Source organism: Thomasclavelia sp. (genome assembly GCF_017889095.1).
GTDB lineage: Bacteria > Bacillota_I > Bacilli_A > Erysipelotrichales > Coprobacillaceae > Thomasclavelia.
Window position 1 is genome coordinate 1 of sequence record NZ_JAGHEW010000051.1, and the last position, 2,845, is coordinate 2,845.

Below are 2,845 nucleotides of genomic sequence, written 5' to 3' on the forward strand. Positions count from 1 at the left end.
GAAACTTAGATGCATTATCATCATTAACAATAAAAGTATCACTTATAAAACTCTTCGTTGCCATAATATCACTCCTTCCCATTTATCAATTAATAATATATAATACTATCTTATCATTTAAGCAAATTATACTATGATAAGAGCAAATTAACAATTAATAGTATTATTAATAAAATCTCTATATTGCACATGTTTTTATGAATCTTCATCTCTATATAGATTATATACTTTTCATAATGATCTTTTCTCATCATAATATCGACTTTTATAATTTTCTTACAAATCTCATTATGATTTACAAACAACATTTTGGTAAACAGAAGGTCACTTCACATTATCTAAATTCAATAAAAAAAGAAGAAATAACAAAACTATTAAGATTATTTCTTCTTAAAAAGCTAACTTCTACTAACTCTATTTACCACCGGCGAAATTATACATTAATCTTTCTTTCATTTCTGTTACATCTTTACCAAAAACTTCGGCAATTTTAAAAGCAAATGGATATGGTGTTGCTGGTCCTTGACTAGTTACGATATTTTGATCAAAAACAGCGACATCCTCAACAAACTTACCGCCAATTAGCTTTTCTTGATATCCAGTATAACCAGTTACTTTCTTACCATCAATGACTTTAGCATCTGCTAAAACAGTTGTACCTGAACACATAGCAGCCAAATATTTATTATTTTCATTAAAGTATTTAACCATTGCAATAACATCAGGATTATTTTTCAAATTAGCTCCACCTGGTCTTCCTCCAGGTAATACTAACATATCATAATCTTTTACTTCATCACTAAATAATTTATCAGCTTTAACATACATATTATGCATTCCTTTTACAAAAGGCTCATTGAAATAAAAAGTATGACATTCAATCCCAGCTCTTCTTAATAAATCAACTATTGTTAGTGTTTCGCCTTCTTCATATCCTTCAATCATTAATACTGCAACCTTAGCCATCTTATTCATCCTCCTTTACATCAAACGCATTAAAATACACCATTCTATGTTTTACAGCCAAAGAATCGCCACCTAATAAATCAACTAGTTTATAAGCAAAGGCATAAGCTGTTGCTGGCCCTCGGCTAGTTACAATATTACCGTCAATAACTACTTTATCTTCTAAATATTTTCCAACTTGAATTTTTTTATCATATCCTAAATAAGCCGTATAATTTTTATTTTCTAATAAACCCGCTTTTTCTAAAGCTATTGGTGCGGCACACATAGCAGCAATATATTTATTTGCTTTATTCATTTGATGAAGAATTTCCATTACTAATTCACTATCTCTTAAATTAGCTGCTCCATCATATCCTCCTGGTAAAACTACCATATCATAATCAATAACATCTAAACTTAATACTTTGTCACATTGAACACTAATTTCATGTCCACCAGTAACCACCTGATCAAATCCAAACATATCACATTGCAGATTGGCTCTACGAATAATATCAACGATTGTAAGTGTTTCTCCTTCTTCAAATCCCGGTGCTACTAAAACTGCTGCTTTTTTCATTTTCGAACCTCCTTTAATCTTTACACCTATTATTTTAAATATCTATTAAATTCATTCAATCGATTTCCTAATTTAAGAAATGAAGTTTAATTAAGTCTTTTTTCTAACTATAAGCTATCAACGTTATTGTATTTAAATAGCTTTTATCATAAAATATTATCAAAATTATTTGGAGGATTATATGAAAATAATTGAAGTTAAAGATAGAACCCCTCTTTTAATTAGTCAATTATTAAAAGTTTGGGAAGAATCAGTAATTGCTACACATTTGTTTTTATCTAAAGAAGAAATAGCAAACATAAAAAATTATGTGCCTCAAGCCTTAAATAATATCGCCCATTTAATTATTATTACAAATAATAATGATAATCCAGTTGCCTTTATGGGAATTGAAGGTGACTGCTTAGAAATGTTATTTATTGCACCAAAGGAAAGAAATAAAGGTTTTGGTAAACAATTGATGCAATATGGAATTGAAAATTATGATGTAAAAAAACTTACTGTAAATGAGCAAAACCCTCAAGCAAGAGGATTCTATGAACATATAGGATTTAAAGTTTATCAAAGAAGTGAAATAGATGAACAAGGTAATCCCTATCCTATTTTATATATGAATAGAATTTAGGTGATAATACAAAAGGAACGCTCAGCGTTCCTTTTGTATTTAAAGTATTTTTAATAACTATATATTTATTAATCTTCGATATAACTTTGAAAACTGTTTTTAGTTAAAAAATCAATTGCTTCTTTTACAGCCTGATTTACATCAAATGCTCCATTAATCTTTTCATTAAGATATGAATAATCAGCTTGTTCAAAACTATGATCATAGTCACTACGCATTGATTTATAATAATTCAATTCAGCTCCAAAAGTAGAAATTGGCTGAATAAGTAAACTATTATAAGCTCTGATAATTGCTGAAAGAGGTACCTGATATTCATTGTCATCTAATTTTGTCATATCTACACATTGATATTTCCAAGTTTTCATAATTTCTTGCTTTGTATATTTTAATAAATCATATTCTTGATCAGTTAATGGTTTAAAATCTTTCATATAAGATACATTATCTTCTACCTGTTGTAAATTTGACATTCCAGAAAGAACTGTTAATACGCCTTCATAACTAGCGCAATATCTAATTGCATAACTAGCAGTGCTGGCATTTGGATCTAGTTCTTGCATCTTGGCTTTAGCACTTTGGGGCACATTTACTAAGGCGCCACCCTTAACTGGTTCCATTACAACAACTAAACAATTATGTTTTCTAATAACATCGTAACAAGCTTTTCCTTGAATAAACGGTTCTTGATC

4 protein-coding genes are annotated in these 2,845 nt (G+C 28.9%); 1 reads left to right on the forward strand and 3 read right to left on the reverse strand.

The features are described from left to right. Positions 1–414: 414 nt before the first annotated feature. Together J7M77_RS02280 and J7M77_RS02285 are read right to left on the reverse strand one after the other, a co-directional pair. Positions 415–966, reverse strand: a complete 552-nt coding sequence (locus J7M77_RS02280) for a DJ-1 family glyoxalase III (RefSeq protein WP_296875553.1) — start codon at positions 964–966, stop codon at positions 415–417. 1 nt (position 967) lies between these two features. Further along, on the reverse strand, positions 968–1,528 hold the full coding sequence (locus J7M77_RS02285; protein ID WP_296875554.1) for a DJ-1 family glyoxalase III: 561 nt from the start codon (positions 1,526–1,528) through the stop codon (positions 968–970). 181 nt (positions 1,529–1,709) lie between these two features. On the opposite strand from J7M77_RS02285, the gene J7M77_RS02290 reads away from it, so the two are divergent. Next, positions 1,710–2,153 carry a GNAT family N-acetyltransferase gene (locus J7M77_RS02290; protein WP_296875556.1) on the forward strand — a complete coding sequence of 148 codons (444 nt, stop codon included), beginning with the start codon at positions 1,710–1,712 and terminating at the stop codon, positions 2,151–2,153. 68 nt (positions 2,154–2,221) lie between these two features. On the opposite strand, the gene J7M77_RS02295 is transcribed toward J7M77_RS02290, so the two are convergent. Further along, on the reverse strand, positions 2,222–2,845 hold a 624-nt coding region (locus J7M77_RS02295), incomplete at its 5' end, for an aldo/keto reductase (RefSeq protein ID WP_296875558.1).

What these genes read in the sequence shown, in the direction of transcription:
- J7M77_RS02280 (WP_296875553.1), bottom strand. Translation starts at nt 966, where the DNA reads ATGGCTAAGGTTGCAGTATTAATGATTGAAGGATATGAAGAAGGCGAA.
- J7M77_RS02285 (WP_296875554.1), bottom strand. Translation starts at nt 1,528, where the DNA reads ATGAAAAAAGCAGCAGTTTTAGTAGCACCGGGATTTGAAGAAGGAGAA.
- J7M77_RS02290 (WP_296875556.1), top strand. Translation starts at nt 1,710, where the DNA reads ATGAAAATAATTGAAGTTAAAGATAGAACCCCTCTTTTAATTAGTCAA.